Source organism: Agromyces solani (genome assembly GCF_058349925.1).
Window position 1 is genome coordinate 667,547 of the sequence record NZ_JBYRER010000002.1, and the last position, 25,991, is coordinate 693,537.

Below are 25,991 nucleotides of genomic sequence, written 5' to 3' on the forward strand. Positions count from 1 at the left end.
GCGATGTTCCCCAGAGTCACCGCCGTCCTCGTCGTGCATCACGGCGGCGACCACCTCCGTCAGACCCTCGAGGCGATCCGGGCGCAGGAGCGAGCCCCCGATGCGCTCGTCGTCGTGCTCACCGAGGCCGACGTCGTCGCTCGCGAGCAGATCGCGAAGATCTCTCCGACGCGCCTCGTCGACCTGTCGCAGCGCCAGTCGTTCGGCGATGCCGTGCGGGCCGCCGACCGCGTGCTCGACGACCCCGGGTCCGACGCCGACGCGCTCTGGCTGCTCGCCGAGGACAGCGCACCCGCACCCGACGCGCTCTCCCGGCTCATGGCCACCCTCGAGACGGCCAAGTCGGTCGCGATCGCCGGTCCGAAGCTCGTCGAATGGTCGGAGCCCGATCGCATCGCCCGATTCGGCCGCTCGATCACCCGCCTCGGTCGTAGCGTGACGATCGTCGCCGACGAGCTCGACCAGGGCCAGCACGACGGCATGAGCGACGTGCTCGGCCTCGACCCGGCCGCGATCCTCGTGCGGCACACCGTGTGGCGGGCGCTCGGGGGCTTCGACCCGGGCCTGCCCACCGTCGACGACGCGCTCGACCTCTCGATCCGGGCGCGCCTCGCGGGGCATCGCGTCGCCGTCGTCCCCGAGGCCCACGTGCGCTTCGCGGGGACCGGTGTCGCCGGCCCGGAGACCGGTCCGAAGGCGCGCACGACGCGTCGACGGGTCCGGGCGACGCGGGCGGCGCAGTTGCACCGGCGCCTCGTGTACGCGCCGCTGGCGGTCGTGCCCCTGCACTGGCTCGCCTTCCTTCCTCTCGCGGTGCTGCGGTCGATCCGATTGCTCCTCGTGAAGGCGCCCGGTGCCATCCCGGGCGAGTTCGCCGCCGCGGTGACGACGATGTTCTCCGGTGCGCGCGTGCCGCGCGCCCGCCGGGCGCTCAAGGCGGCCCGCACGGTCGGATGGTCGGCGATCGCACCGCTGCGCATGCAGCCCGACGAGATGCGGCGTCGGCGCCAGCACTCCGCCGAGGCCCGGCGCGAGCGGGCGCGCGGACGCAAGCACGAACTCCAGTTCCTGGGTACCGGCGGCGGCTGGGTGCTGCTCGTTTCGGTCGTCGCATCGGTCGTCCTCTTCTCGTGGCTGTTCGGTGCCGGCGGCGTCGGCGGCGGCGGCCTCGAGCCGCTGTCGAACCGGCTCGACGTGCTCTGGCGCAACGCGGCCTACGGCTGGCGCGACATCGGCCCGGGCTTCATGGGCGGGGCCGACCCGTTCGCAGGTGCGCTCGCCGTGCTGGGATCGGTCACGTTCTGGGCGCCCTCGTTCGCACTCGTGCTGCTGTGGCTGCTCGCGATCCCCACGGCCGCGCTCGGCGCCTGGTTCGCCGCCTCCCGCCTCACCGAGCGCGGATCGGTCCGCGCGGTCGCCGCGCTGCTGTGGGCGTTCGCACCTCCGTTCCTCATCGCGCTCGGCGATGGGCGACCCGGTGCCGTCCTCGCCCACGTGCTGCTCGCCTGGCTCGCCTTCGCCGCCTTCGGTGCAGCGACGTCGTGGGCGGCGGCGGCGACCGCGTCGCTCCTGTTCGCCGCCGTCATCGCCGCGGCACCGAGCCTCACGCCCGCGCTGCTGATCGCCTGGATCGTCGCGCTCGCGGTGAGCGGCCGCGCCGCCGTCCGGCTCGTCGGGCTGCCCATCCCGGCGATCGTGCTCGCCGCACCCCTCGTGCTCGGGCAGCTGCAGCGTGGAAACCCGCTCGGGCTGCTCGCCGACCCCGGCCTGCCGACCGACAGCACCGTCCCGTCGGTCTGGCAGCTGGCGCTCGGCCTCCCCGACGGATCATGGGGCGGCTGGAACGCGTACTTCGAGACGACGGACGTCGACTTCCGCATCGCCCTCAGCGCGCTCGTCATCCCCCTCGTGATCGTCGCGCTCACGGCGGTGCTGGCGCCCGCGTTCCGCTCCGCCGTGCTGTCGCTCGGGGTCGCCCTGCTCGGATTCGCGACGGCCGTCCTCGCCACGCACCTCGCCCTGTCGAGCTCGGGCGCCACGTCGGTGCCGCTCTGGTCGGGTGCCGGGCTGAGCCTCGCCTGGCTCGGACTCGTGCTCGCCGCCGTCGTCGCCCTCGACGCACTCCGGCGCGGCCGTGCGATCCTGGCCTGGGTCGTGCTCGCCTCCGTCGTGGCCGCCGTCGTCCCGACGGCCCTCGACCTCGCGACCGACCGGGTCGCGGTGCAGCCCGCGGCCGAGCGGACCCTGCCGGCGTTCGTCGGAGCCGAGGCCGAGACCGATGCGCGGGTCACGACCCTCCGGATGACGCCCGACCTCGACGGCAGTCTCCGTGCGACGCTCGAACGCGGCGCGGGCACCACCCTCGATGAGCAGTCGACGCTCGACGCGACGGCGCTGACCCTGTCGGCCGATGAAGCGCAGCTCGCCGAGATCGCCGGCAACCTGGCCTCCCGCAGCGGCTACGACCCCGAGGCGGCGGTGCGCGAGTTCGGCGCCTCGTTCGTGCTGCTCGACGACCCCGACGTCGACGACCCCGCTGCGGTCGCGACCGCCGAGCGGGCGCGAACGGCGCTCGACGGCAACGCCGCGCTCGTGGCCGTCGGGCAGACCGACTTCGGCACGCTCTGGCGGTTCGCGTCGGCCGAACCGGATGCCGCGGCGGCGCAGATCCCGGCCGAGGCGAGCAGCTGGCTGGTGGGCGCGGTGGCCGCCGTGCAGCTCATCGTGCTCGGAGCGACGGTGCTGCTGTCGATTCCGACGGGAGCCGGCCGCGAGGCCGACCGGAGCCCGCGGACTCGTCCGACGCGGCGACCGCTCCTGCGTCCCCGGAGGCCGAAGGCCGCTGCTGCGGTCGCCGGACCGCAGGCCGCCGACGCGGGCGAGCCGCCATCGGCGGTCGAGGCGACGGCAGATCCGGGGCCTCCGGCCGAGCACGAGTCCGCGCCCGCGGTCGCCGACGGACCCGGGCCGGAGGCATCCGACTCGCCGTCGGACGACGGGCCGGACGACGGCGAGCCCGAGGCATCCGCCACGACCCGCACCGAACCCGTGACCGACGCGACCGAAGGAGACGACGATGGCCGCTGAGCGCAACCTCGCTCGTCGCGTCGCGCGGATCGGCGGGCGCGGCCTCGCCGTCGTGATCGCCGTCGGTGTCGCCGCCGGCGCCATCGCGGCCGCCGCGCTCGTGCCGTGGCCCGAGCACCGCATCGACCCGCCGTCCGTCGTCGTGAAGCCGGCGGAGACGGGGCAGCTGCGCGTGTGCCCCGGGCCGCTGCTCTCGCTCGGCGACGACCCCGAGGCGGCGACCACCGCGACGTCCGTCGGGCCCGCATCCGTGACGCCGGGTGCCGCCCCCGACGACGCGGAGATCACCGAAACGCCGCTCACCGCGCCCGAGAACCCGCGCGCCGAGCGCGACGGGACGCCGCTCGCGCTCTCGACCGAACCCGGCTCCGTCGAGGCCGGCATGCTCGCCGGCGCCCAGAGCCAGGAGGTCTCGCGCGAGTCGATCGCCGGCTTCGCCGCGGCCGGGTGCACCGAGCCCGTCGCCGAGGCGTGGCTGGTCGGCGGCGCCACCGACGTCGGCCGTTCCGGACTCGTGCTGCTCTCGAACCCCACCGCAGTCGGGTCGACCGTCGACGTGCGCGTGCTCGGGGAGAGCGGCCCGGTCGAAGCGCCCTCCGGGCTCGGGATCATCGTGCCCGCCGGAGAGCAGCGCGTCGTCTCGCTCGCCGGTCTCGCACCGAATCTCGCCTCACCCGTCGTGCACGTCACGAGCACCGGCGGCGGCATCGCCGCCTCGCTCGAGCACACGGTCGTCGAGGGGCTGACGCCCGCCGGCGTCGAACTCGTCGGGCCCGCGGCGGCGCCCGCGCCGGAGCAGCTCATCCCCGGGTTCACGGTGCCGGTCGACGGCGGCGTCGAGGCGACCGACGACCACGCGGAGGGCGACGCCTTCCCCGCGGTGCGCCTGCTCGCGACCGGTGACGACCCCGTAGAGGTGTCGATCGACGTCGCGCCCGAGTCGGGCTCCGGCGGCGCGAGCATCGACGCGACCCTCGAACCCGGCATCGTGAGCGACGTGCCGCTCGGCGAGCTCGACGCGGGCGAGTACACCATCAGCCTCGACGCCGACGGCCCGATCGTCGCGGCCGCCCGGGCGACGACCGGTGCTCCCGAAGCGCAGACCGAACCCGGCGGCGACGACCGCGACGCCGCCGTCGACCTGGCCTGGACGGCGAGCACCCGGCCGCTGCTCGACACCGCCGTGATCGCGGTTCCTGCGGGACCGGATCCGGTGCTGCACCTCGCGAATCCGGGCGAGGAGGAGATCGAGGCGACCGTCGTGGTCGACGGTGAGGAACGGCTGCTGGGCGTTCCCGCCGGCGCGACCGAGGCCGTCCGGGTCGACGCACGCAGCGTCGTGGAACTCGAGGGAGCGGCCGGCCTGCACGCGACGGTGGCCTACTCGGGCCGCCAGGCGCTCTCCTCGTTCCCCGTGCGGCCGCCGGGACCGCTGGACTCGCCGCTCAGGGTGTACCCGCACTAGGTCTCACGGGTCGGTACGCGTCAGAAGTGGCGGTACCGGCCCGGAGCGAGCTCCCACGGGTCGCGCCCGAGGAAATCGGCGATCGCGCGGAACACGCAGCTCTCGACGAGGAGCTTCTCGTCCTTGTCCTCGCCCTCCTGGAGGCGCAGGAACCGCACGATCGGCAGGCGGAAGAAGATGATCCGCCGCTCGTCGTGGTACACCTTCCAGCGGTCGATGTGGTCGTCGTGGATCGCCTCGGCCGGCGCCTGGGCGACCTCGAAGACGACGCCCTCGAGTTCGGGCCAGAGGCCGCGGAGGTACGACACCGTCGTCGCGATCGTGAGCTCGAACTCGTCGAGCCGGTTCGTCAGCATCGGGAGATGCGGCCCCGTCACGGGCGAGCGCATGCCCCGCCCGTGACGATCGCGGGCCAGCCGCCTCGGGGAGCGCGGTTCGGCGACACGACGAGAGCGGGGCATACCCTCCATCGTAATGGCGGGGGTCGTCGCTACTCTTGATCTGCCATGAGACGTTGTTCGCGCACCGCATGCGCCGCCGAGGCGGTCGCGACCCTGACCTTCGACTACGCCGATTCGATGGCCGTGCTGGGGCCGCTCGCGGTCGTGCCCGAGCCGCACGGCTACGATCTGTGCGCCCGTCATGCCGAGCGCACGTCGGCCCCGGTCGGCTGGCAGGTCGTGCGGCACGTCTCCCTCGGTGAGGTAGGTTTCAAGGCATGAATCCCGCCGAGACCTCGGGCGCTCGTGCGCGCCTCGAATCGATCGTGAAGGCCTACGACGTCCGCGGAATCGTGGGCGAGGGGCTGACCGAGGCGACCGTCGAAGCGCTCGGAGCGGCGTTCGTCGACGAGGTCGGCGCGGCGGGCGGCCGGGTGGTCGTCGGCCATGACATGCGGGACTCGTCGCCGACCTTCGCGGCGGCGTTCGCGGCCGGCGCGTCGATCCGTGGCGCCGACGTCGTGTCGATCGGGCTGTGCTCGACCGACGAGAGCTACTTCGCGTCCGGTTCGATGGGCGCCCCGGCCGCGATGTTCACGGCGAGCCACAACCCCGCCGCGTACAACGGCATCAAGTTCTCGCGCGCCGGCGCGCAGGGCATCTCGCTCGACACCGGTCTCGCCGCGATCCGCGACCGCGCCGCCGACTACCTCGAGGCGGGCATCCCCGCCGCCGCGACGACGGGCGCCGTGACCGACGCCGACGTGCTCGCCGACTACGCGGCGTACCTCCGCTCGCTCGTCGACCTGTCGGGCGTCCGCCCGCTGAAGATCGTCGTGGACGCCGGCAACGGCATGGGCGGGCTCACGGTGCCGGCCGTGCTCGGCGACGGTGCAGGGCTTCCCGCCCTGCCGCTCGAGATCGTGCCGCTGTACTTCGAGCTCGACGGCACCTTCCCGAACCACGAGGCGAACCCGCTCGAGCCGGCGAATCTCGTCGACCTGCAGCGCGCGGTCGTCGAGCACGGTGCCGACCTCGGCCTCGCGTTCGACGGCGACGCCGACCGCTGCTTCGTCGTCGACGAGCAGGGCGGCGCCGTGAGCCCGTCGGCCGTCGCGGCCATCGTGGCCCTCCGCGAGATCGCGCGCGTCACGGCGGCCGGCGAGACCGACGTCAACGTCATCCACAACCTCATCACGTCGCGCTTCGTGCCCGAGACGATCGAGGCGGCGGGCGCGAATCCGGTGCGCACGCGCGTCGGGCACTCGCTCATCAAGGACCAGATGAAGGCGACGGGCGCCGTGTTCGGCGGCGAGCACTCTGCCCACTACTACTTCCGCGACTTCTGGGGCGCCGACAACGGCATGCTCGCGGCGATGCACGTGCTCGCCGAGTTCGGCGGCCAGGCGGTCCCGCTCTCCGAGCTGGCCGCCCGGTTCACGCCGTACTCGCTCTCGGGCGAGATCAACTCGGTGGTCGACGACGTGCCGTCCGCCTACACGCGCGTCGTCGAGGCGTTCACGGGTCGCGGCGAGTTCGACGAGCTCGACGGCCTGACCGTCACCGGCGTCACCGCGGGCGACGAGCCGTTCTGGTGGTTCAACGTGCGTCCCTCCAACACCGAGCCGCTGCTGCGCCTCAACGTCGAGGGTGAAGACGAACCGACCATGGCCGCCGTCCGCGACGAGGTGCTCGCGCTCATCCGCGCGGTGTAGGCGAGCGACAGGCGGCCGCGCGAGGTCACGGGCGCGCGGGCCTGCGAGAATGGTCGGCATGAGCATCGAGCCCGCCACCATCGCCCTCCCGTTCAAGGTCGCCGACCTCTCGCTCGCTGAGGCGGGGCGGCACCAGCTGCGGCTCGCCGAGAACGAGATGCCGGGCCTCATGGCGCTGCGCGCCGAGTTCGGCGCGTCGAAGCCGCTCGCGGGCGCCCGCATCGCCGGCAGCCTGCACATGACCGTGCAGACGGCCGTGCTCATCGAGACGCTCGTCGCCCTCGGCGCGCAGGTGCGCTGGGCGAGCTGCAACATCTTCTCCACGCAGGACGAGGCCGCCGCCGCGGTCGTCGTCGGCCCCGAGGGCACGGTCGACGAGCCCCAGGGCGTGCCGGTGTTCGCCTGGAAGGGCGAGACGCTCGACGAGTACTGGTGGTGCACCGACCGCATCTTCGACTGGAGCGCCGAGGCGACGGCGGCCGGCGCCGACTGGATCGGCCCCAACATGATCCTCGACGACGGCGGTGACGCCACGCTCCTCGTGCACCGCGGCCGCGACTTCGAGGCCGCGGGCGCCGTGCCCGAGGCATCCGCCGACGACAGCGCCGAGTACCGGGTCGTCCTCGAGACGCTCCGCCGCTCGCTCGAGCTCACCCCCGACCGCTGGACCCGCATCGCCGCGGAGCTCAAGGGCGTCACGGAGGAGACCACGACCGGCGTGCACCGCCTCTACGAACTGCACGCCGCGGGCGAGCTGCTGTTCCCGGCGATCAATGTCAACGACTCGGTGACGAAGTCGAAGTTCGACAACAAGTACGGCATCCGCCACTCGCTGCCCGACGGGCTCAACCGCGCCACCGACGTGCTCATGGGCGGCAAGGTCGCGTTCGTCGTCGGCTACGGCGACGTCGGCAAGGGCGCGGCCGAGGCACTGCGCGGCCAGGGCGCCCGCGTCATCGTGAGCGAGGTCGACCCGATCTGCGCCCTGCAGGCCGCGATGGACGGCTACCAGGTCGCCCGCGTCGACGACGTGGTCGGCGACGTCGACATCTTCGTCACCTGCACCGGCAACAAGGACGTCATCCGCCTCGAGCACATGCTCGCGATGAAGCATCTCGCGATCGTCGCGAACGTCGGTCACTTCGACAACGAGATCGACATGGCCGCGCTCGAGGCGCTCGCGGGCGCCGAGAAGGTCGAGATCAAGCCGCAGGTGCACGAGTGGCGCCTGCCGACGGGCCGGTCGATCCTCGTGCTGAGCGAGGGTCGCCTCATGAACCTCGGCAACGCGACCGGGCATCCCTCGTTCGTCATGTCGAACTCCTTCGCGAACCAGGTGCTCGCCCAGATCGAGCTGTGGACCCGCCCCGAGGCCTACCCGACGGGCGTCTACGTGCTGCCGAAGCACCTCGACGAGAAGGTCGCTCGCCTCCACCTCGACTCGCTCGGCGTGCAGCTCACGACGCTGAGCCCCGAGCAGGCCGCCTACATCGGCGTGCCGGTCGAGGGGCCGTACAAGGTCGACCACTACCGCTACTGAGCCGCGCGGACGGGCGGGCGCCATGAGGCGCTCGCCGCCCATCGCGTCACGGTCGGCGGGGTGGATGCCTCGTCGCCGGCGTCAGCGCTCGGGGAACCCCGTCGGCCGTGACGTGAGCACCGGCGCGAGCGCGTCGATGCGCGCGCGTTCGAGCTCGAGCGCTGCGGCGTCGCGCTCGCGCCGCAGGGCCGCGACGCCGGCGAGGAAGAGCTCGGGCGGTGCGGCCGGCACCGGCGAGACGTACGGCGCGACCTCGGCGGCGAGCGAGGCGGCGACGCGCGCACGGCTCTCGGGAACGAGATGCTCGACGTTCGCGAAGAAGGCGGCGACGCGGCGCGCGAGGGGGTCGGGCAGCCGGGCGACGTCGGCCGTCGTCGCCCATGCGGCGAGCGGCACCGGCACCCCGAACGCCGTCGACGGGGGAGCGGGCACCCGTTCGACCTGGGAGTGCGTGCCTGCGAGGATGTCGCCGAGCCGCTTCGACGACGGGTTCAGGAACCCGACGAGGAGCGCCAGCCCGCCGAACGTCATGTAGATCTCGACGACCCCGACGAGGGCGCGGATGAACGCATGGCGGAATCCGCTCGCACCGCCGTCGTCGCGGACGACCCGGAGGCCGAGGGCGAGCTTGCCGAGCGATCGGCCGTGCGCTGCCGTCTCGACCGCCGTCGGCACGATCACGAGCACGGTCACGATGCCGGCGATCATCGCGGCGCGCAGGGCCGCCTCGTCGACGCCGAGGCTCGCGAGGAGCCAGAGCAGGCCGAGGAGCAGCGCGATGCTGACGAGCACGTCGATCGCCGCGCCGCCGGCGCGCATGAGCACGCTCGCGGGGCGGACGTCGAGCGAGACCGCTTCGCCGGTGAGCACGCCGTCGTCCTCGAAGCGGCCGACCCGCACGAAGGCGGCCCCCTGTGGTGCCGTGCCGGTCGGAGAGGCCATGGGTAGTATTCAAGCAGATGGACCTCGAAGCCCTCGCCGCCGCACGCCACGACGACTGGCAGCGACTCGACGCGCTCGCGCGCAGTCCACGGCGCCTGACCGGCCCCGAGACCGACGAGCTCATCGAGCGGTACCAGGCCGCGGCATCCGACCTGTCGCTCGTGAAGTCGACCGCCGGATCGACCGCCCTCGGCGACCGACTCTCGCTGACCCTCTCGAAGGCGCGACTGCGATTCACCGCGGCGCCCGAGAACGCGCTGCGCCGGCTCACCCGGTTCGTCGGCGTCGACCTTCCGGCCGCGCTCTACCGGCTGCGGTGGCTGACGCTCGCGGTCGCGCTCGCGACGTTCGTCATCGCGGCGCTGTACGCGTGGTGGATCATGGGCGACCCTCGGGTGCTCGCGTCGATCGGCTCCGAGCGCGAGCTGCGCCAGATCGCGGAGGAGGGGTTCGTCGCGTACTACTCCGAGAACCCTGCGGGGTCGTTCGCCGGGTCGGTGTGGACGAACAACGCCTGGATCGCCGCGCAGTGCGTCGCGTTCGGCATCCTCGGCGTCTGGGTGCCCTGGGTGATCATGCAGAACGCGCAGAACCTCGGCGTCAACGCGGCCGTCATGTTCACGTACGGGGAGGGCGACACGTTCTTCCTCTACATCGCGCCGCACGGCCTGCTCGAGCTCACGTGCGTCTTCATCGCGGCGGCGGCGGGCCTGCGCATCTTCTGGGCGTGGGTCGCGCCGGGCCCGAGGCCGCGCGGCGTCGCGCTCGCCGAGGATGCGCGGGCGCTGTTCGCGGTCGCGATCGGGCTCGTGTTCTTCCTCTTCGTCGCGGGGCTCATCGAGGGATTCGTGACGCCGGCGCCCTGGCCGTGGGCCGTCAAGATCGGCATCGGCGCCCTCGCCCTGGCCGCACTCCTCTTCTACATGCTCGTCGTCGGCCGTCGCGCATGGCGGGCGGGCGCGACGGGCGACCTCGCCGAGTTCGACGCGGGGGCGACCCGGATCGTCGCGGGCTGACCGGGCCGGTCGCGGCGCCGACGCGCGGCGCGACCGGCGCACGCCACCGGCGCCGTCGCGCGCCGGGCGCACCCCGGCGCCGTGGCGCACCCTTCGTCCTCCCGCCCGACCCCGCGTCCCGGTGAGCGGGAACCGTCCCGGCCGCGCGCGCCCGGGTACGACGAAGGCGGATGCCTCGCGGCATCCGCCTTCGCGGGAACGGAGCGACTACGCGGCGAGACGCGCCGGGCGGTCGAAGAGCGCCTTGTAGATCACACCGGCGAGGAGCGCGCCGACGATGGGCGCGACGATCGACGCCCAGAGCTGGCTGAGCGCGAGCGGGCCGCCGAAGACCGCGGTCGCGATCGAGCGGGCCGGGTTGAACGAGCCGTTCGACACGTTGCCGGCGACGAGCACGAGCACCGTGAGGGTGAGGCCGATCGCGAGCGGGGCGAGGTTCGAGGCGGCGCGGCCGGCCGAGGTGACGCCGAGGATCACGAACAGGAACACGGCGGTCGCGACGATCTCGGCGATGAAGAACGACACGAGGCCGAATCCGCCGGGCGAGAGCTCGTCGTAGCCGGTCGACACGCTCTGGAAGATCGCCATGTCGAACTTCGGTCCGGTGGAGAGGATGCCGAGCAGCACGACCGAGCCGAGGATGCCGCCGACGACCTGCGCGACGATGTAGCCGAGGGTGTCCTTCCAGGCGAAGCGGCCGGCGATCGCGAGGCCGAGCGTGACGGCCGGGTTGAAGTGGCCGCCCGAGATCGGGCCGAAGGCGTAGATGCCGACGAGCACCGCGAGGCCGAGCGCGAAGGCGACGCCGAGCAGGCCGGTGCCGGCCGACGAGAAGATCGCGGCGCCGATGACGCCGAAGACGAGGATGAACGTGCCGAGCAGTTCGGCTGTGAGCTTCTGGCCGGTCGACGGCGTCGCGACCGCGGGAGCGGTCGTCGGTGCGGATGCGGGTGCGGTGTCGGACATGTGACTGCCTTTCATTGGGGGGACCGGAATCATGGGTTCGAACGGTCGGGAGACTCGGCGCACGGCCTCGACGGCGCCTTCCAGAGCGTAGCGACCGCCGGCACGCGGGCGCGTGAACCTCGCGCGAATGTCTCGAAACGTGTCGGTGTGCGACGCCGGGCGACACCGGCTCAGAGCTGCCCGGACGCCTTCAGGTCGAGGTAGCGGTCGGCGAGGGCCGGCGGGAGCCCCTGCGGCGATGCCGACACGGTCTGGCCGCCGAGCCGGCGGACGGCGGCGGCGACCCGCTCGCCGTCGTCGAGTCCGCGCTGGGCGGCGGCGGCCCGGTACACCGCATCGAGGTCGTCGCGCACGACGCCGGCCTCGAGGAGCGCCGGGTCGGCGACCGAGGCGACGATGACCGTGTGCCGCGCGGTGAGCTGCGGCAGCATCGAGAGCAGGCCGCGCGCGCTGCCGGGGGAGTCGGCGGCCGTGAGCAGCACGACGAGCGCCCGCCGGCTCGTGACCTGGCGCACGAGTCCTGGCACGATCGACCAGTCCGCCTCGAGCAGTTCGGCGTCGATGCCGGCCATCGTGTCGACCATGCGCGCGAGCAGCTCGGGTCCCGTCGCACCGTGCACACGCCCGCGCAGCCGGCGATCGGTCGCGAGGAAGTCGACGCGATCTCCGGCGTGCGTCGCGAGGGCGGCGAGCAGCAGGGATGCCTCGTACGCGGTGTCGAGTCGCGGCTCGTCGGCGATCCTCGCGGCGGCGGTGCGCGAGGTGTCGGCGACGATCACGATCCGCCGGTCGCGCTCGGGGCGCCACGTGCGGACCATGAGCCGGGCGTTGCCCGGCACTTCGGGGTCGATGTGGCGCGCCGTCGCACGCCAGTCGATCGAACGCACGTCGTCGCCGCGGACGTACTCGCGGATCGAGTCGAACTCGGTGCCCTGCCCGCGGATGAGCAGGGGCGTCCGCCCGTCGAGTTCGCGAAGACGGGTGAGCCTCGAGGGCAGGTGCACGCGGGAGTGGAACGGGGGCAGCACGCGCACCCTGCCCGGCGCGGCGAGCGTCGCCTGCCGCGCCCACAACCCGAGCGGACCCGCCGACCGGATCGTCACCTGCTCGGTGCGCCGATCGCCGCGCCGCGAGGGCACGAGATGCAGGGTCATGCGGCGCCGCTCGCCGGGCGGCAGGTCGAGGCGGGTTCGGTTGGCACCCCGGACGCCCGCCGACGGCTCCCATCCGTCGCGCACGACGGCGCGCATCCGCCGGCCGCCGAGGTTCTGCACGGTGAGCACCGATTCGACGGGTTCGCCGAGCCGCACCCGCTCGGGAAGTTCCCGGGAGAACGAGACCCGACGCGGGGAAGCGGCGATCGAGAGGTCGACCGCTCCGGCGCCGACGGCGACGAGCAGCCAGCCGACGAGCGCGACCCAGGCCTCGGCCGCGCCGGCGAACCCCGCGACGACCACGGGGATCACCCCGAGGGCGACGACGAGGGCGAAGCGGCCGGTCAGCGCCATCGCGGCTCCTCCAACGGATTCGGGGTCGTGCTCAGAGCGGCACCTGCACCTGCTGCACGATGCCCCGCAGCACCTGGTCGACGGAGACGCCCTCGAGTTCGGCCTCGGGGCGCAGCTGCACCCGGTGCCGCCACACGGGCAGCAGCATCGCCTGCAGGTGGTCGGGCGTCAGCGAGTCATGGCCGGTGAGCCAGGCCCACGCCTTCGCCGCGGCGAGGAGACCGGTCGTGCCGCGCGGGCTCACGCCGAGTCGCATCGACGGGCTGCGACGCGTCGCGCGGGCGAGGTCGACGACGTAGGCGAGCACGTCGTCGGAGACGCGCACCGCGGCCGCGGCCGCCCGGGCTCGGGCGAGCTCGGCGGCGCCGAGCACCGGCTCGACGCCGGCCGCGGCGAGGTCGTGCGGGTCGAACCCGTCGGCGTGACGGCGGAGCAGCGAGATCTCGGCGTCGCGTTCCGGCACGTCGAGGACGAGCTTGAGGAGGAAGCGGTCGAGCTGGGCCTCGGGCAGCGCATAGGTGCCCTCGTACTCGATCGGGTTCTGGGTCGCGGCGACCATGAACGGGTCCGGCAGGGGCCGGGTGACGCCGTCGGCCGAGACCTGACGCTCCTCCATCGCCTCGAGCAGGGCCGACTGGGTCTTCGGCGGCGTCCGGTTGATCTCGTCGGCGAGCAGGATGTTGGTGAACACCGGCCCTTCGCGGAACGCGAACTCGCCCGTGCGCGGGTCGTACGCGAGGGAGCCCGTCACGTCGCCCGGCATGAGGTCGGGCGTGAACTGCAGGCGCCGGGTCTCGAGCTTCAGCGTCCGGCTGAGGGTGCGGACGAGGAGGGTCTTCGCGACACCCGGCACACCCTCGAGCAGGACGTGCCCCCGCGTGAGGAGGGCGATGATGAGGCCGGTGACCGCGCCGTCCTGACCGACCACGGCCTTGCCGACCTCGCTGCGGACGCGATTGAGGGCGGCGCGCAGTTCTGCGTCGGGCGGGTTCGGCGCGCTCGCCGCGGACGGCATCGCCGCGGACGGCACCGCCGCGGCGCGGGCGACGGGCGGAGGCGCGGCCGGCGGCACGGCGGGCGGTGCCGCCGCGTCGTTCGGCATCGGGGCATTCGCGATCGGGTCGGTCATGGTCGCCTTCCTGGTCGGGTCTCGGGTGCGAGTGTCGCACGCACGTCGTCTTCGAGGTCGCCGAGTTCGCCCGCGAGTCGCACGAGCTCGGCGTCGCCGTCGGGTCGAGCGTCGACGAGCAGCACCCGCACCGCGACCGGATCGCGCCCGGTCGCGGCGGCCGCGGCGTCGGCGAGCCGCGCGACGTCGATCGACGCCGGCAGCCGCAGCGCGTGCGCGAGGCGGCGGATCGTGCCGATGCGCAGCTGGTCGAGGGCGTGGGCGCGTGCCGCGTTCCGCGCGTACATCCGCGCGCGACCCTCGCTCGTCTCGCCGGACGGGACGTGCACGGGAAGGTTCTCGACGACGAGCGGTCCGAACCGGCGACCGCGCCAGACGCCCACGACGATCGTGACGACGAGCGCGAGGGCGAGCACGGGCGACACCCAGCCGGGTGTGAGCTCGGCGAGCGTCGGCGCGTCGGCGGGGTCGGCGTCGGCGGGTCCGGGCAGGTACCAGGCCAGGCGGTCGGCCGCTCCGGTCAGGCCGATCGCGAGGGCCGCGTTGCCGTGCTCGGTGATCCGCCCGTTCTCGAAGGCGGTCGCCGAGGCCACGAGGGCGATCTCGCCGCCGCGGCCGTCGCCCGTCACGAGCGCGTAGCCGTATTCTCCGTCTCGGAAGCAGCCCATCCATCCGGCGGACGCGGCGTCGTCGTCGACCGTGAGCAGGCGCTGGTCGCTCGAGAGCGACCCGGCCCGCTCTGCGACCGGCAGGTCGCACGCGACGTCGTCGATCGGCCCGCTCGCGTCGCCGGCGAGGCGCACGCCCGGGGCGATCGCCTCGAGCGCCCGGAAGTCGGGGGCGACGACGACGAGCCGGTCCGCGAACATCGCGAGCTTCGACCAGTCCTCGGCGGCGAGCATGCCGTACTCGTCGTACACGAGCACCGTCGAACCGGACTTCGCCGCCTCGAGCGCCGCGTCGTAGGCGTCGACCGGCGTCGTCGCGACGCCGTGCCCGCGCAGCACCTCGACGAGGGCCTTCGAACCCTCGGGCGCCGGGTTGGCGGCGCCGAGCCGCGGCCCCGCGCCGCCGGCGGTGCCCTGGATGAGCAGTATCGCGAGCACGCCGATCACGACGAGCGCCGCGAAGGCGATCCAGATGCGCCGGCGTCGCAGCGTCGCCCGGATCGTCGGTGTGAGCACGGGGGCCGCCGCCTCCGCACGGGCGGGATCGCCGTCGCCGGGGCGTGCGCGCGATGAATCGGCCATCTCGTCGACCGCCGGTGCCGTGTGCCCGCTCATCGGGCGGTCTCCGCGGCGACGTCGACGGCCCCGGCCGGCCGGGCGCCGGCGATGCGCTGCTCGAGCCGGGTGAGGTCGCCGTAGATCACGGCGTCGCCCGTGCCGCCCGAGTAGCGCACCTCGTCGAAGGCCGCGGCCGCCGCGGCGAGCTCGGCCGCCTCGTCCGGGAAGGGACGTGCCGAGGCATCCGCGAACGCCCGGGCCGTGGTGCCGGGATGCACCTGCACGAGGTCGCGGTCGACGATGCCGCGCACGAGCGCTCGGAAGCGCTCCTCGATGGCGAGCGGCCAGTCGCCCGCGGTCGCCGCCGCCTCGGCCGCGCGCCGGATCTCCGCGAGGTCTCGCACGTCGTGGTCGTCGAAGAGCGGCAGCGTCGTGCGGCGGGCGCGCCTGAGTCGCGGGGCGCCGAAGACGAGGAACGCGACGACGACGAGTGCGACCACGACGAGCACGACGATGAGCCCGACGATCGGGCCGGGGACCCCGCCGGCGCCGCTCAGGAGCTCGGCGATCCAGTCGCGGATCGCCTGCATGGCGAGGTCGAACGCCGTGGGCTTCGCGTTCTGGTATTCGGGCTTCAGGAGCTCGTCCTCGAGCCACCGGCGCGCCTCGGGCGCGTCGGGATCGAGCGGAGTGGCGACGAACACGATCAGCGCGGCGCCCGGGTGTCGCCGGCCGACGCATCGGGCACGGGGCCGTCGTCGTGCATCGCAGCGGGGTACGACGTGTCCGTGTCCGCGGGCCGGGCGTACGGATCGCCGACGGGGCGCCCGGCGGCGCGTTCCTCGACGTGGCGGGCGAGCGAGAGGTCGAGTCCCTCGCGGCGCATTCGCAGGTCGATGTAGATGACCGCGACCAGGGCGGCCTGCACGACGGCGGTGATCGCACTGATCACGATCGTGAGCACGATCGAGACGACGACGGTCGCGATCATGATGCCGGTCGACGCGCCGGATCCGGTCGGGTCGACGATCCCGGCGAGTACGGTGCCGAGCAGGGCGACCGGCTGGGAGATCACCTGGCTCGCGAAGTAGAGGATGACCGCGACGAGCAGCAGCGTGCCGAACGTCCGCCAGAAGTAGCCGCTCGTCAGCCGCCAGGACCGCCGGACCGCCTCGGCGATGCCGGCCCGTTCGAGCACGATCGCGCTCGGCACGACGGCGAGCTTCGTCGTGAGCCACGCGGCGAGCACGAGGAACCCGAAGCCGCCGACGAGGCTGATGACGACCGCGGCGACCGCTCCGCTCGGACCGCCCGCGACCGCCGTGCCGGCGACGGCGGCGAGGGCGATCACCGCGACGAAACCGATCACGGCCGCGAGCAGCGCGCCGGTGACGATCGCCGTCCAGCCGAGCAGCGGCCCGAACCGGCGCGCCGCGCGTCGCCACAGCGCGCCGAACGCGAGGCGCTCGCCGACCGTGCCGCTCGCGACCTCGACGACCATCACGCCCTGCAGGAACGCGCTCGCGACGAGGGTGATCGCGATCGGCACGAGCATGAGCAGGAGGAGCCCGCCGAGGGCGCCGGCGGCGAGTGCGTCGGCGTCTTCGGCGCTCTCGGCGCTGTCGACCCGGCTGAAGACGAAGACCATGAAGGGCACGAACACGGCGAGGGTCGCGACCATCGTGACCAGTTGCACGATGAGGCCGGAGCCGAAGGTCGCGGCCGGGTTGCGGCGCAGTGTCTGGAACGGTGCCCACAGCAGCGTGCCGAACCCGAGCGGGCGCAGGGGGAGCAGACCGGGCTTCGGCGGCGGCGCCCACCCCGGTGCCGGGGGCGGGTACCCGCCGGCGGCCGGTGCGTACCCGGCCGGCGGAGGGTACCCGCCGGGGACGGCGTACGCCGCCGGGGCCGGGACCTGCCCAGGAGCCGGGTACGCGGGAGGCGGGTAGGCGACGGGCGGCGGGTAGGCCGCCGGCGGCGCGACGGGCGGCGGGTAGGCGTTCGGGGGCGCGACGGGCGGCGGATACGCAGCCGGGGGCACCGGCGCGGGCCCGGGACGGCCCCCTGCGGGCGGCGCGCCGGTCGGCGGTCCCGCCGTCGGGGTGCCGTTCGCGCCACCGGGCGCCTGCCAGTCCTGGTCCGACACGTCTACGCGCTCCTTCCGGCGGGTGTCCCCATGCTTGCACATTCGGCCGTGCGGCACGCCCGACCCGTTACGCTGGTGGGCACCGGATTCCGCCGAGCGATCGGCTCCTGACAGGAACGAACGGGATGACTCCACGCGTACTCGTCGTCGACGACGACACCGCCCTCGCCGAGATGATCGGCATCGTGCTGCGCACCGAGGGCTTCGAGCCCGTCTTCTGCGCCGACGGCGCCGGCGCGCTCGCGGCGTTCCGCGAGCACAAGCCCGACCTGGTGCTCCTCGACCTCATGCTCCCCGGCATGGACGGCATCGAGGTGTGCGGACGCATCCGCGCCGAGTCGGGCACGCCGATCATCATGCTCACCGCCAAGAGCGACACGGCCGACGTCGTCAAGGGCCTCGAGACGGGCGCCGACGACTACATGATCAAGCCCTTCAACCCGAAGGAGCTCGTGGCGCGCATCCGCACCCGCCTGCGCCCTGCGCCCGAGACGGCGTCGGCGACCCTGCCGATCGGCGACCTCGTCATCGACGCGGCGGGGCACGAGGTCCGCAGGGGCGACGCCCGCATCAACCTCACTCCGCTCGAGTTCGACCTGCTGCTCACCCTCGCGTCGAAGCCGCAGCAGGTGTTCACCCGCGAGATGCTGCTCGAGCAGGTCTGGGGCTACCACTACAAGGCCGACACGCGTCTCGTCAACGTGCACGTGCAGCGGCTGCGCGCCAAGGTCGAGCACGACCCCGACAACCCGCGCATCGTGATGACGGTCCGCGGCGTCGGCTACCGCGCCGGCGCGACGACCTGAGGCCGGCGACGGGCGGATGACGCAGGCCGAGGCCCCGGCGGTGGCATTCGCCGGCTCGTGGCGCGAGCAGCCGAGGCGGCTCGCGGCGCTCTGGCGACGGTCGCTGCAGTTCCGCACGGTCGCGATCACCCTGGCGCTCTCATCGCTCGCGATCTTCGTGATCGGCCTCTACATCTCGTTCAGCGTCGCGTCGGGCCTCTTCCAGAACCAGCTCGACGAGGCGCTCGACGCCTCGAACAGCGCGACGACCGCCGCGCAGCAGATCCTCAACGCCTCCGACGCGAGCGATCCCGCGTCGCTGCAGGCGCTCATGAGCTCGACCGTCCGCACGGTCACGTCGGTGTCGGGATCGAACGCGATCGCGTACTTCCGGGTCGACGAGGAGCCGAACCGCGTGGCCCCGCCGGACCGCGGCAACCGGGCACTGACGAGCGTGATCACGGAGGAGCTGCAGCAGCGGGTCGCCGACAATCCCGAGGGGCAGTTCTGGCAGTCGGTCGCGTTCAGCAACGAGACGGGTGGTGAAGACCCCGGGGTCGTCGTCGGGTCGACCATCACCGTGCCCCAGGCCGGCCGCTACGCCCTCTACATCGGCTACAACTTCGCGGGCGCCCAGCAGACGCTCGCGTTCATGCAGACGGTCGGCGTGATCGGGGCGATCGCGCTGCTCGCCCTGCTCAGTGCGATCACGCTTCTCGTCGTTCGCTGGGTGATCGAGCCGATCCGCACCGCCGCCACGACGAGCCGCAGGCTCGCCGCGGGCGACCTCGGGGTGCGCATGCCCTCGAAGGGCGAAGACGAACTGGCGACGCTCGCCGCCTCGTTCAACGGCATGGCCGACAGCCTGCAGGCGCGCATCAGGGAGCTCGCGGAGCTCTCGGTCATGCAGCAGCGGTTCGTCTCCGACGTCTCGCACGAACTGCGCACGCCGCTCACGACGATCCGCCTGGCCGGCGACGTGCTCTACGGGCAGCGCGACGACTTCGCGGGTCCAACCTCGCGCACCGTCGAGCTCCTCCACACCCAGACCGACCGGTTCGAGACCCTGCTCGCCGACCTGCTCGAGATCAGCCGGTACGACGCCGGCTCGGTCGAGCTCGCGACCGAGCCGACCAACCTCGTCCACCTCGCGGGCGACGCGATCGAGTCGATGCACGAGCTCGCTCGCGAGCACGGCTCGGAGCTGCGCCTGGTCGCCCCGGGCGGGCACCTCGACGCGGAGGTCGACCCGCGCCGCATCCGCCGCATCGTGCGCAACCTGCTCGGCAACGCGATCGAGCACGGCGAGGGCGGCCCGATCGTGGTCGCGGTCGACAGCAACGCGTCGGCGATCGCGCTCTCGGTGCGCGACTACGGTCTCGGCATGACCGAGGAGGAGAGCGCGCGGGTGTTCGACCGGTTCTGGCGCGCCGACCCGAGCCGCACCCGCACGATCGGCGGTACGGGGCTCGGCCTCGCGATCTCCCTCGAGGACGCCGTCGCCCACGGCGGCATGCTCGACGTGTGGTCGAAGCCGGGGGTCGGCAGCGTCTTCCGACTCACCCTGCCTCGCACCCGCGACGTCGAGGCCGTCACCTCGCCGTTGCCGCTCGAACCCGACGACGTCGACGCGGCGGGGCCGCCGCCCACGGGCGTCGTCACGGCCATCGACCTGGATGCCTCGGAGGGGGGCCGGCCCGATGCGTAGACGACCGCTCGCGACATCCCTCGTGGTGCTCGTCGCGACCCTGCTGACGGGGTGCGTCGCCCTGCCGACCTCGGGTCCCGTCGGCGTCGGCAATCCCGACCCGATCGAGGAGTCGCTCGAGTTGGACACGTTCGTGCGCCCCCCGCAGCCGGGCGACTCGCCCGAGGAGATCGTGCAGGGGTTCATCGAGGCTGCGGCGAGCCCGCGCAACAACTACGCGGCGGCCGGGCAGTACCTGACCGAGGAGTTCGAGTCGGAGTGGAACCCCGATGCCGGCGCCACGATCGACGTGCGCGCCGACCGGGCGATCGACGCCCCCGACGTCGCCGACGACGCGACCGAGGCCCAGGTCACCGTGGCCGCGTCGCCGGCCGCGGCCCTCACGGCGACGGGGCAGTACGAGCTGCCCGAGTCGACGGCCGACGCGACCCTGGCGTACCGCCTCGTCACGGTCGAGGGCGAGTGGCGCATCGCCGAGGCGCCGCAGGGGCTCCTGATCGACGAGCTCACGTTCAGCGAGGTGTACCGCGCCTACGAGCTGTACTTCTACTCGCTCGACGACCGCTACCTCGTGCCCGACCTGCGCTGGTTCGCGCGCAGCGACGCCGTGCAGACGAACGTGGTCCGGGCGCTGCTCGCCGGGCCGGCCGAGTGGCTGGCCCCCGGGGTGAAGACGGCATTCCCCGAGGGCACGGCGCTCGAGCAGAGCTCGGTGCCGATCACGAACGGCACCGCGAGCGTCGACCTCTCGGGCGCCCAGTTCGACGACACCCGCAGCGTGCAGCGCATGCAGGAGCAGCTCGACGAGAGCCTCGTCGGCCAGGTGCGCGATGTCGACAGCGTCGCGCTGTCGATCGACGGCGCCCCCCAGGATCCGCCGCCCCTCGCCGACCCGCCCCTGCAGAACCCGACGGTCGACCCGCGCCCCGTCGTCTACGACGGCACGAGCTTCGGCCACCTCTCCTCGTCGAGCGACGAGATCGAGCCGATCCCCGGAATCTCGCCGCAGGTCGAGGGCATCGCCCCGGAGGGCGCCGCGGTCGGGCCCGGGGGCAGCGCCGTCGCCGTGCGCAACCAGGCCGGCGTCTCGATCGTCCGGTCGGGCGAGGAGGCCGATGTGATCGATCCGAGGCAGGGGCTCATCGATCCGGCCATCGACCCGCAGGGAGTCGTCTGGTCGGTGCCGTCGACTGCGCCCGGCGAGCTCTTCGCCTACCCGCCGGGGGAGGACGCCGTGCCGATCCCCGTGCCCTGGGCGGGGTCGACGATCGCCGCGCTCGAGGTGTCGCGAGACGGCACCCGGCTCATCGCGCTGCTCGGCGACGGCACCCGTGCCAGGTTCGCGGCGGCGTCGATCGAGCGCGACGCCGCCGGCAACCCCGTGCGGCTCGGCGAGGTCGCGCTGCGCCTCTCGAGCCTCTCCGGCACGCCGTTGGACGTCGCGTGGCTCGACGCGAACCGCGTCGCCGCGCTCGTCGAACTGCCCGGCGGCGACACCCGGCTGGTGATCCAGGAGCTCGGCGGGGTGCCCGACACGACGGCCGGCCCGGTCGACGGACGGATGCTGGACGCGAGCAACGGCGAGCGCAGCCTGCGCGTGCTGACCGCCGACGGCGCGCTGGAGGTGCCGAGCGGCGTCGCCTGGCAGGTACGGGCGACCGGCATCGGCTTCGTGTCCGTGCAGATGCCCGACTGAGCCGACCCGTCCTCCCCAGCGGGCTGACGGATCCGGTTCGTCACGCCACTCGCTTCGATCGCACGAGCGCATCGTCGCCGACGACAGGCTGGCGGCATGACGGCCCGCCTCCGCCGCTTGGCCGATGTCGCCGCGGCCGCTGCGCTCGACGCGATCGGCGTGCTCGTCCCCGTCTCCTGCGCCGGCTGCGGGCGAGCCGACCGCGCGGTGTGCGGCGAGTGCCGAGCCGCACTCGCGGGCGCCCCGCGCACCGTCCATCGGGACGGACCCGACGGGCGGTTCGCCGTGCAGGCCGCGCTCGAGTACTCGGGCGTCGCGGCGAGGGCGATCGGGGCGTTCAAGGACGGCGGTCGCACCGATGCGGCACCGGTGCTCGGCGCAGCGCTCGGCGGAGCGATCTCGGCGACGCTCGAGGGGGTCGCCCGTGCGTCGGACGCGGCCCGCGCGGCCCCGATCGAGATCGCCGTCGTGCCGTCGACCCGCCGGGCGATGCGTCAACGCGGCTACGCCCCGGTCGGGCTCATGCTCGCACGGTGCGGCCTGCGGCCGGCCCGGGTGCTCGCGCTCACGAGGGAGCGCGCCGACCAGGCCGCGCTCGGCGCGGCGGCGAGACGCGCGAACGCCGCGGGCGGGCTCACGGCGGTCGGCGCCCTCGCCGGGCGCCGCTTCCTGCTCGTCGACGACGTCGTGACGACCGGGGCGACGCTCGCCGAGGCCGCCCGTGCGCTGCGGTCGGCGGGCGCTTCGATCGTCGGTTCGGCCGTGCTCGCGGAGACCCCGCTGCGGCATGTTCTCGCTCTCGGCGAACTCGATGGAAACACTCCGTGACATTGCCGGTCGGGCGGGCTACGGTGGCAGGACAGGCGTGGTCGATCCACCCTTCAGAACCGGGTGACACGCCGGTGAACGGAGGTCGTCATGGAACTGAACATCGTCGGACGAAACCTGGGGATCACGGACCGATTCCGCGCCTATGCGACGGAGAAGTCCGAGAAGGTCACGCATCTGACCGACCGGGCCATCTCCCTCGACGTGAAGCTCAGCCGCCACAACGAGAAGAACGGCAACCCCGGACTCGACCGGGTCGAGCTCACCCTCTTCGGCAAGGGGCCCGTCGTCCGGGCCGAGGCCGACGGCACCGACAAGTACGCGGCGTTCGACGTCGCACTGGGCCGATTGCTCGAACGCATCCGCCGCGCGAAGGATCGCCGCAAAGTGCATCGAGGCGGCAACCACCGGCACACCTCGCTCCGTGAGGCGGCCGAAGACGGCTTCTCCGGCGTCGGCGTGCAGGCCGCGGGCGTCGACGTGCTGGAACAGGTGCGCACCGGCAGCATCCCGGTCGTCGAGACGACCGACGAGATGGGCGACGACGAGGTCTACACGCCGGTGGTGATCCGGCGCAAGGTGTTCGCGTCGACACCCATGACCGTCGACGAGGCGCTCTACTTCATGGAACTCGTCGGCCACGACTTCTACCTCTTCATGGACTCGGAGACGAACCGGCCGAGCGTGGTCTACCGCCGCAAGGGCTGGGACTACGGCGTCATCGGCCTCGACGAGAACAGCGAGGGTGCGATCGACACCCCCGTGGCGAAGGGACGGGCGTCCGTCGCGTCCTGAGCGCGACCCGGCCCATCGGCGACCCCGCCACCGCATCCGGCGATGCGGTGGCGGGGTCGCTCAGGTGGCGGCCCACTAGCATGGCTATGATGGCCGCTGCACAGGCGGTCACGGGCGCCGAGGCCACCCGAGGCCACGCCCGATGACGCAGCGCCCATGAAGGCAGCGCCCATGAAGTACGGGAGAGAGAACATTCGTGGCTTCGATTCTTGAAAAGGTCCTCCGCGTCGGCGAGGGTCGAACCCTCAAGCGGCTCGAGAACTACGCGGCGGCGATCAACGCGCTCGAAGAGGGCTTCCTGGCCCTCAGCGACGACGAGCTGAAGCACGAGACGGTGGAACTCCGCGAGCGGTACGCGAGCGGCGAGTCGCTCGACGACCTGCTGCCCGAGGCCTTCGCGGCCGTCCGCGAGGCCTCCCGCCGCACGCTCGGCCTCCGCCACTTCGACGTGCAGCTCATGGGCGGCGCAGCCCTCCACCTCGGCAACATCGCCGAGATGAAGACCGGTGAGGGCAAGACCCTCGTCGCGACGACGGCCGCGTACCTCAACGCGCTCACGAGCCGCGGCGTGCACGTGATCACCGTGAACGACTTCCTCGCGAGCTACCAGTCGGAGCTGATGGGCCGTGTTTTCCGCGCCCTCGGCATGACGACCGGGTGCATCGTCGCAGGGCAGACGCCGCAGGTCCGCCGCGAGCAGTACGCCGCCGACATCACCTACGGCACGAACAACGAGTTCGGCTTCGACTACCTGCGCGACAACATGGCGTGGCAGGCGTCCGACATGGTGCAGCGCGGCCACCACTTCGCGATCGTCGACGAGGTCGACTCGATCCTCATCGACGAGGCGCGCACCCCCCTCATCATCTCGGGCCCGGCCTCGGGGGAGGCGAACCGCTGGTTCGCCGAGTTCGCGCGCCTGGCCGATCGACTCGTCCCCGGTGAGGACTTCGAGGTCGACGAGAAGAAGCGCACGGTCGGCGTGCTCGAGCCCGGCATCGAGAAGGTCGAAGACTACCTGGGCATCGACAACCTCTACGAGTCGGCGAACACGCCGCTCATCTCCTTCCTCAACAACTCGATCAAGGCCAACGCGCTCTTCAAGCGCGACAAGGACTACGTGGTCATGAACGGCGAGGTGCTCATCGTCGACGAGCACACGGGCCGCATCCTCGTGGGACGTCGCTACAACGAGGGCATCCACCAGGCGATCGAGGCGAAGGAGGGGGTGCAGGTCAAGGCCGAGAACCAGACCCTCGCGACCGTGACGCTGCAGAACTACTTCCGCCTCTACGACAAGCTCTCGGGCATGACCGGCACCGCCGAGACCGAGGCGGCCGAGTTCATGTCGACCTACAAGCTCGGCGTCGTGCCGATCCCGACGAACAAGCCGATGGTGCGGATCGACCAGCCCGACCTCGTCTACAAGAACGAGGAGGCGAAGTTCGCGCAGGTCGTGGAGGACATCGTCGACCGCCACAAGAAGGGCCAGCCGGTGCTCGTCGGCACGACGAGCGTCGAGAAGAGCGAGTACCTCTCGCGCCTGCTCGCGAAGAAGGGCGTACGGCACGAGGTGCTGAACGCCAAGAACCACGCTCGCGAGGCGGCGATCGTCTCGCAGGCCGGCCGGCTCGGTGCGGTCACCGTCGCGACGAACATGGCGGGCCGCGGCACCGACATCATGCTCGGCGGCAACGCCGAGTTCATCGCCGTGCAGCAGCTGCACGAGCGCGGCCTGTCGCCCGCTGAGACGCCCGACGAGTACGAGGCCGCCTGGGACGAGGTGTTCGAGGCCGTCAAGGCCGAGGTCGCGGTCGAGGCCGAGAAGGTGCTCGCCGCCGGCGGACTCTACGTGCTCGGCACCGAACGGCACGAATCGCGCCGCATCGACAACCAGCTCCGCGGTCGCTCGGGCCGTCAGGGCGACCCGGGCGAGAGCCGGTTCTACCTGTCGCTCACCGACGACCTCATGCGCCTGTTCAACGCGGGTGCCGCCGAGAGCCTCATGTCCCGCGGTGTGCCCGACGACGTCGCGATCGAGTCGAAGGTCGTCACCCGCGCGATCCGGTCGGCGCAGTCGCAGGTCGAGGCGCGCAACGCCGAGATCCGCAAGAACGTCCTCAAGTACGACGACGTGCTGAACCGCCAGCGCGAGGCGATCTACTCCGACCGCCGACACATCCTCGAGGGCGACGACCTGCACGAGCGCACCCAGAAGTTCCTCGACGACGTCATCGACGAGGTGCTCGACCAGCACACCGCCGACGGCAACCCCGACGAGTGGGACTTCGACGCGCTGTGGGCCGAGCTCAAGACCCTCTACCCGATCGGAATCACGATCGACGAGGTCGTCGCCGAGGCCGGCGAGAAGGGGCGCGTGAACCGCGAGTTCGTGCGTCGCGAGATCATCTCCGACGCGAAGCTCGCCTACCAGCGCCGTGAGCAGCAGCTCGGCAGCCCCGCGATGCGCGAGCTTGAGCGTCGCGTCGTGCTCTCGGTGATCGACCGCCGCTGGCGCGACCACCTCTACGAGATGGACTACCTGAAGGACGGCATCGGCCTGCGTGCGATGGCGCAGCGCGACCCGCTGGTCGAGTACCAGCGCGAGGGCTACGCGATGTTCCAGCAGATGATGGGCTCCATCCGCGAAGAGACCGTTGGCTTCCTGTTCAACCTCGAGGTCGAGGTGGCTCCGCAGGCGGGCGCCGGGGCGGCCACGACGATCGAGGCGAAGGGACTCGCCCGCGAGACGACGCCCGATGAGAAGCTCAGCTACACCGCGCCGAGCGACTCGGGCGGCGTCGAGGTGCGCAACCAGCGCGGCCAGGTGCAGCAGGCGGCGACGCAGCGCGCCCGTCGCGCCGTCGCCGAGAGCCAGTCGCCGCAGCAGGCGGTCGAGGGCGGCGAGCGCGGGGCGTTCGGCCAGCGTTCGGGCGGCGAGGCGCCGCAGAACCGCGCCGAGCGTCGCGCGCAGGAGCGCAAGGGCCGCTGAGCGCGGC

At 72.9% G+C, this 25,991-nt stretch carries 20 protein-coding genes; 12 read left to right on the forward strand and 8 right to left on the reverse strand.

Going from position 1 to position 25,991, the window contains the following annotated elements; all coding sequences use genetic code 11:
* The first annotated feature begins 3 nt into the window (after window positions 1-3).
* Entirely contained in the window at window positions 4-3,087 is a 3,084-nt protein-coding gene (locus tag AC3RJ7_RS10790) for a glycosyltransferase (RefSeq protein WP_491455835.1), read from the forward strand.
* Window positions 3,077-4,552 (forward strand): DUF5719 family protein, encoded by a 1,476-nt coding sequence (locus tag AC3RJ7_RS10795; RefSeq protein ID WP_491455836.1) that lies wholly within the window; start codon window positions 3,077-3,079, stop codon window positions 4,550-4,552. Before AC3RJ7_RS10790 ends, AC3RJ7_RS10795 begins: the two co-directional genes overlap by 11 nt.
* A 20-nt stretch (window positions 4,553-4,572) precedes the next feature.
* Here AC3RJ7_RS10795 and AC3RJ7_RS10800 read toward each other — a convergent pair whose 3' ends face one another.
* Complete coding sequence (locus AC3RJ7_RS10800) at window positions 4,573-4,908, reverse strand: hypothetical protein (RefSeq protein WP_491455837.1); 336 nt, start codon at window positions 4,906-4,908, stop codon at window positions 4,573-4,575.
* Window positions 4,909-5,058: 150 nt separating this feature from the next.
* On the opposite strand from AC3RJ7_RS10800, the gene AC3RJ7_RS10805 reads away from it, so the two are divergent.
* The 3 genes from AC3RJ7_RS10805 to ahcY are packed head-to-tail and all read left to right on the forward strand — an operon-like array spanning window position 5,059 to window position 8,247.
* Window positions 5,059-5,274 (forward strand): DUF3499 family protein, encoded by a 216-nt coding sequence (locus tag AC3RJ7_RS10805; protein ID WP_491455838.1) that lies wholly within the window; start codon window positions 5,059-5,061, stop codon window positions 5,272-5,274.
* A complete protein-coding gene (locus tag AC3RJ7_RS10810; protein WP_491455839.1) occupies window positions 5,271-6,707 on the forward strand; it encodes a phosphomannomutase/phosphoglucomutase in 1,437 nt (478 codons plus the stop codon). Before AC3RJ7_RS10805 ends, AC3RJ7_RS10810 begins: the two co-directional genes overlap by 4 nt.
* Window positions 6,708-6,765: 58 nt before the next feature.
* Window positions 6,766-8,247 (forward strand): adenosylhomocysteinase, encoded by a 1,482-nt coding sequence (gene ahcY / locus AC3RJ7_RS10815; protein WP_491455840.1) that lies wholly within the window; start codon window positions 6,766-6,768, stop codon window positions 8,245-8,247.
* A gap of 81 nt (window positions 8,248-8,328) precedes the next feature.
* Here the strand turns inward: ahcY and AC3RJ7_RS10820 are convergent, their stop codons facing one another.
* Window positions 8,329-9,189, reverse strand: a complete 861-nt coding sequence (locus tag AC3RJ7_RS10820) for an RDD family protein (RefSeq protein ID WP_491455841.1) — start codon at window positions 9,187-9,189, stop codon at window positions 8,329-8,331.
* A 17-nt stretch (window positions 9,190-9,206) separates the two neighbouring features.
* Here AC3RJ7_RS10820 and AC3RJ7_RS10825 point away from each other — a divergent pair, with 17 nt between their 5' ends.
* Window positions 9,207-10,205: a stage II sporulation protein M gene (locus AC3RJ7_RS10825; protein ID WP_491455842.1), complete on the forward strand. Its 999-nt coding sequence runs from the start codon at window positions 9,207-9,209 to the stop codon at window positions 10,203-10,205.
* A gap of 207 nt (window positions 10,206-10,412) precedes the next feature.
* Here AC3RJ7_RS10825 and AC3RJ7_RS10830 read toward each other — a convergent pair whose 3' ends face one another.
* The 6 genes from AC3RJ7_RS10830 to AC3RJ7_RS10855 form a co-directional block, all read right to left on the reverse strand.
* Window positions 10,413-11,171: an aquaporin gene (locus AC3RJ7_RS10830; protein ID WP_491455843.1), complete on the reverse strand. Its 759-nt coding sequence runs from the start codon at window positions 11,169-11,171 to the stop codon at window positions 10,413-10,415.
* Between the two features lie 170 nt (window positions 11,172-11,341).
* Entirely contained in the window at window positions 11,342-12,679 is a 1,338-nt protein-coding gene (locus AC3RJ7_RS10835) for a DUF58 domain-containing protein (RefSeq protein WP_491455844.1), read from the reverse strand.
* Window positions 12,680-12,710: 31 nt separating this feature from the next.
* A complete protein-coding gene (locus AC3RJ7_RS10840) occupies window positions 12,711-13,694 on the reverse strand; it encodes an AAA family ATPase (RefSeq protein ID WP_491456162.1) in 984 nt (327 codons plus the stop codon).
* Between the two features lie 110 nt (window positions 13,695-13,804).
* Window positions 13,805-15,091, reverse strand: a complete 1,287-nt coding sequence (locus AC3RJ7_RS10845; protein WP_491455845.1) for a DUF4350 domain-containing protein — start codon at window positions 15,089-15,091, stop codon at window positions 13,805-13,807.
* Window positions 15,088-15,738, reverse strand: coding sequence for a DUF4129 domain-containing protein (locus AC3RJ7_RS10850; RefSeq protein WP_491455846.1), 651 nt, complete (start codon window positions 15,736-15,738; stop codon window positions 15,088-15,090). The genes AC3RJ7_RS10845 and AC3RJ7_RS10850 overlap by 4 nt, the downstream gene beginning before the upstream one ends.
* A 2-nt stretch (window positions 15,739-15,740) precedes the next feature.
* On the reverse strand, window positions 15,741-17,180 hold the full coding sequence (locus tag AC3RJ7_RS10855; protein ID WP_491455847.1) for a DUF7847 domain-containing protein: 1,440 nt from the start codon (window positions 17,178-17,180) through the stop codon (window positions 15,741-15,743).
* A 125-nt stretch (window positions 17,181-17,305) separates the two neighbouring features.
* Here AC3RJ7_RS10855 and mtrA point away from each other — a divergent pair, with 125 nt between their 5' ends.
* From mtrA to secA, 6 genes are all read left to right on the forward strand, one after another.
* The gene (mtrA, locus tag AC3RJ7_RS10860; protein ID WP_491455848.1) at window positions 17,306-17,986 is read left to right on the forward strand and encodes an MtrAB system response regulator MtrA; all 681 of its coding nucleotides are present in this window, start codon (window positions 17,306-17,308) and stop codon (window positions 17,984-17,986) included.
* Between the two features lie 16 nt (window positions 17,987-18,002).
* Entirely contained in the window at window positions 18,003-19,673 is a 1,671-nt protein-coding gene (mtrB, locus tag AC3RJ7_RS10865) for an MtrAB system histidine kinase MtrB (RefSeq protein WP_491455849.1), read from the forward strand.
* The gene (locus AC3RJ7_RS10870; RefSeq protein WP_491455850.1) at window positions 19,666-21,369 is read left to right on the forward strand and encodes an LpqB family beta-propeller domain-containing protein; all 1,704 of its coding nucleotides are present in this window, start codon (window positions 19,666-19,668) and stop codon (window positions 21,367-21,369) included. Before mtrB ends, AC3RJ7_RS10870 begins: the two co-directional genes overlap by 8 nt.
* Window positions 21,370-21,465: 96 nt before the next feature.
* Window positions 21,466-22,197, forward strand: a complete 732-nt coding sequence (locus tag AC3RJ7_RS10875) for a ComF family protein (RefSeq protein ID WP_491455851.1) — start codon at window positions 21,466-21,468, stop codon at window positions 22,195-22,197.
* Window positions 22,198-22,287: 90 nt separating this feature from the next.
* Complete coding sequence (gene hpf, locus AC3RJ7_RS10880) at window positions 22,288-22,992, forward strand: ribosome hibernation-promoting factor, HPF/YfiA family (protein WP_491455852.1); 705 nt, start codon at window positions 22,288-22,290, stop codon at window positions 22,990-22,992.
* Window positions 22,993-23,188: 196 nt separating this feature from the next.
* Complete coding sequence (secA, locus tag AC3RJ7_RS10885; RefSeq protein ID WP_491455853.1) at window positions 23,189-25,984, forward strand: preprotein translocase subunit SecA; 2,796 nt, start codon at window positions 23,189-23,191, stop codon at window positions 25,982-25,984.
* The last annotated feature ends 7 nt before the right edge of the window (window positions 25,985-25,991 follow it).

Excerpts from the sequence above, each read along its gene's own strand:
- AC3RJ7_RS10790 (WP_491455835.1), top strand. The coding sequence starts at position 4 with ATGTTCCCCAGAGTCACCGCCGTCCTCGTCGTGCATCACGGCGGCGAC.
- AC3RJ7_RS10795 (WP_491455836.1), top strand. The coding sequence starts at position 3,077 with ATGGCCGCTGAGCGCAACCTCGCTCGTCGCGTCGCGCGGATCGGCGGG.
- AC3RJ7_RS10800 (WP_491455837.1), bottom strand. The coding sequence starts at position 4,908 with ATGCTGACGAACCGGCTCGACGAGTTCGAGCTCACGATCGCGACGACG.
- AC3RJ7_RS10805 (WP_491455838.1), top strand. The coding sequence starts at position 5,059 with ATGAGACGTTGTTCGCGCACCGCATGCGCCGCCGAGGCGGTCGCGACC.
- AC3RJ7_RS10810 (WP_491455839.1), top strand. The coding sequence starts at position 5,271 with ATGAATCCCGCCGAGACCTCGGGCGCTCGTGCGCGCCTCGAATCGATC.
- ahcY (WP_491455840.1), top strand. The coding sequence starts at position 6,766 with ATGAGCATCGAGCCCGCCACCATCGCCCTCCCGTTCAAGGTCGCCGAC.
- AC3RJ7_RS10820 (WP_491455841.1), bottom strand. The coding sequence starts at position 9,189 with ATGGCCTCTCCGACCGGCACGGCACCACAGGGGGCCGCCTTCGTGCGG.
- AC3RJ7_RS10825 (WP_491455842.1), top strand. The coding sequence starts at position 9,207 with ATGGACCTCGAAGCCCTCGCCGCCGCACGCCACGACGACTGGCAGCGA.
- AC3RJ7_RS10830 (WP_491455843.1), bottom strand. The coding sequence starts at position 11,171 with ATGTCCGACACCGCACCCGCATCCGCACCGACGACCGCTCCCGCGGTC.
- AC3RJ7_RS10835 (WP_491455844.1), bottom strand. The coding sequence starts at position 12,679 with ATGGCGCTGACCGGCCGCTTCGCCCTCGTCGTCGCCCTCGGGGTGATC.
- AC3RJ7_RS10840 (WP_491456162.1), bottom strand. The coding sequence starts at position 13,694 with ATGCCGTCCGCGGCGAGCGCGCCGAACCCGCCCGACGCAGAACTGCGC.
- AC3RJ7_RS10845 (WP_491455845.1), bottom strand. The coding sequence starts at position 15,091 with ATGAGCGGGCACACGGCACCGGCGGTCGACGAGATGGCCGATTCATCG.
- mtrA (WP_491455848.1), top strand. The coding sequence starts at position 17,306 with ATGACTCCACGCGTACTCGTCGTCGACGACGACACCGCCCTCGCCGAG.
- mtrB (WP_491455849.1), top strand. The coding sequence starts at position 18,003 with ATGACGCAGGCCGAGGCCCCGGCGGTGGCATTCGCCGGCTCGTGGCGC.
- AC3RJ7_RS10870 (WP_491455850.1), top strand. The coding sequence starts at position 19,666 with ATGCGTAGACGACCGCTCGCGACATCCCTCGTGGTGCTCGTCGCGACC.
- AC3RJ7_RS10875 (WP_491455851.1), top strand. The coding sequence starts at position 21,466 with ATGACGGCCCGCCTCCGCCGCTTGGCCGATGTCGCCGCGGCCGCTGCG.
- hpf (WP_491455852.1), top strand. The coding sequence starts at position 22,288 with ATGGAACTGAACATCGTCGGACGAAACCTGGGGATCACGGACCGATTC.